Here is a 2,854-nt window from a genome sequence, read left to right as displayed (position 1 = left end):
TAACTTAGTTTATAAAAGACTTATGGTTAAGCTACTAAGGGCTGACGGCGGATGCCTTGGCACTAGGAGGCGATGAAGGACGTGGAAAACTGCGATAAGCTTCGGTGAGCTGTTAACAGGCTTTGACCCGGAGATTTCCGAATGGGGCAACCCGGCAGAGTTCAAACTCTGTCATTCAATACTGAATACATAGGTACTGAAGGCGAACGAGGGGAAGTGAAACATCTCAGTACCCTCAGGAAAAGAAATCAATTGAGATTCCGCTAGTAGCGGCGAGCGAACGCGGAAGAGCCCAAACCTATACGTTTACGTGTAGGGGTTGTGGGGCCCCGACATGGGATTGAGAAAGGATAGCGGAACGGTATGGAAAGGCCGATCAGAGATGGTGATAATCCAGTACGCGAAATCTTGACTCACCCTAGGGTGTCCCCGAGTACCACGAGACACGTGAAACCTTGTGGGAATCCGGGAGGACCATCTTCCAAGGCTAAATACTCCCTAGTGACCGATAGTGAACCAGTACCGTGAGGGAAAGGTGAAAAGAACCCCGGGAGGGGAGTGAAATAGAAACTGAAACCGTCAGCTTACAAGCAGTTGGAGCATCCATGTGGTGTGACAGCGTGCCTTTTGCATAATGAGTCAACGAGTTACCCTATGCAGCAAGGTTAAGCCGTTAGGTGGAGCCGCAGCGAAAGCGAGTCTTAACTGGGCGTCAAGTTGCATGGGGTAGACCCGAAGCCGGGTGATCTATCCATGTCCAGGGTGAAGTTTCGGTAACACGAAATGGAGGCCCGAACCATTGTAGGTTGAAAACTGCTTGGATGAGGTGTGGATAGGAGTGAAAGGCTAATCAAACTCGGTGATAGCTGGTTTTCTCCGAAATATATTTAGGTATAGCCTTGCGAATCGACTGACGGAGGTAGAGCACTGTCTAGGCTAGGGGGCCCACCGGCTTACCAACCCTTAACAAACTCCGAATGCCGTCAAGTTCAATCGCGGGAGTCAGACTACGGGAGATAAGTTCCGTGGTCGAGAGGGAAAGAACCCAGACCGTCAGCTAAGGTCCCTAAACTATGCTAAGTGGAAAAGGAGGTGAAATTGCTGAGACAACCAGGAGGTTGGCTTAGAAGCAGCAATCCTTTAAAGAAAGCGTAATAGCTCACTGGTCTAGTGAATTTGCGCCGAAAATGTAACGGGGCTCAAGCATAGTACCGAAGCTACGGATTCGAAAGAATGGTAGGAGAACATTGTGTAGGCCTGAGAAGGTGCATCGTGAGGTGTGCTGGAGGTATCACAAGAGCTTATGTTGACACGAGTAGCGATAATGAAGGTGAAAAACCTTCACGCCGAAAGTCTAAGGTTTCCTGAAGTCAAGTTAATCTGCTCAGGGTTAGTCGGCCCCTAAGGCGAGGCTGAAAAGCGTAGTCGATGGAAAACGGGTTAATATTCCCGTACCACTGATGTGGATACAGTACAAGGGGGGACGGAGAAGGATAGGCCATCCAGGCGTTGGTAGTCCTGGTTTAAGCGTGTAGATGGAGAACTTAGGCAAATCCGGGTTCTTGTTAACATCGAGGCGTTATGACGAAGCCCAAAGGGCTATAAAGTGGTTGATTCCATGCTTCCAGGAAAATCCTCGTGTACTTTCACATGTGTGACCGTACCGTAAACCGACACAGGTAGACAGGTAGAATATACTAAGGCGCTTGAGAGAACTCTGGTTAAGGAACTCGGCAAAATAGCACCGTAACTTCGGGAGAAGGTGTGCCCATATGGTGAACTTTATTTCAAAAGTGAGCTTACGTGGGTTGCAGTGAAATGAGGGGAGCGACTGTTTACTAAAAACACAGGACTCTGCGAAGTCGTAAGACGAAGTATAGGGTCTGACGCCTGCCCGGTGCCGGAAGGTTAAGGGGACATGTTAGCGCAAGCAAAGCATTGAACCGAAGCCCCGGTAAACGGCGGCCGTAACTATAACGGTCCTAAGGTAGCGAAATTCCTTGTCGGGTAAGTTCCGACCTGCACGAATGGCGTAACGATTTCCCTACTGTCTCAACCAGAGACTCAGCGAAACTGTAGTACCGGTGAAGATGCCGGTTACCCGCAACAAGACAGAAAGACCCCGTGAACCTTTACTATAGCTTGGCATTGTGTTTAGGGATAACATGTGTAGGATAGGTGGGAGACTTTGAAGCATGCACGCCAGTGTGTGTGGAGTCAGCCTTGAAATACCACCCTTGTTATCTTTGAACTCTAACCGCGGTCCCTCATCGGGATCCGGGACAGTGTCTGGTGGGTAGTTTGACTGGGGCGGTCGCCTCCCAAAGAGTAACGGAGGCGCGCGATGGTTCCCTCAGGCTGATTGGAAACCAGCCGTAGAGTGTAAAGGCATAAGGGAGCTTGACTGCGAGAGAGACATCTCGAGCAGGTACGAAAGTAGGTCTTAGTGATCCGGCGATTCCGCATGGAAGGGTCGTCGCTCAACGGATAAAAGGTACTCCGGGGATAACAGGCTTATCTCCCCCAAGAGTCCACATCGACGGGGAGGTTTGGCACCTCGATGTCGGCTCATCACATCCTGGGGCTGGAGCAGGTCCCAAGGGTTCGGCTGTTCGCCGATTAAAGTGGTACGTGAGCTGGGTTTAAAACGTCGTGAGACAGTTTGGTCCTTATCTGTTGCGGGCGCAGGATATTTGAGGAGATCTTTCCCTAGTACGAGAGGACCGGGATGGACGAACCAATGGTGTACCAGTTGTTCTGCCAAGGGCATTGCTGGGTAGCTATGTTCGGAAGGGATAACCGCTGAAAGCATCTAAGCGGGAAACCCACTCCAAGATAAGATATCCCGTATCTT

The 2,854-nt window shown here is 50.4% G+C and carries 1 rRNA gene; it reads left to right on the top strand.

The features are described 5' to 3' along the window. Nucleotides 1-24 precede the first annotated feature (24 nt). Nucleotides 25-2,854: ribosomal RNA gene (locus JWJ90_RS22465) — 23S ribosomal RNA — on the top strand; the annotation flags it as partial.

Origin of the sequence: Desulfobulbus rhabdoformis (assembly GCF_016919065.1) — a bacterium.
GTDB lineage: Bacteria > Desulfobacterota > Desulfobulbia > Desulfobulbales > Desulfobulbaceae > Desulfobulbus > Desulfobulbus rhabdoformis.
This window is presented reverse-complemented; position numbering and strand designations above follow the sequence as displayed.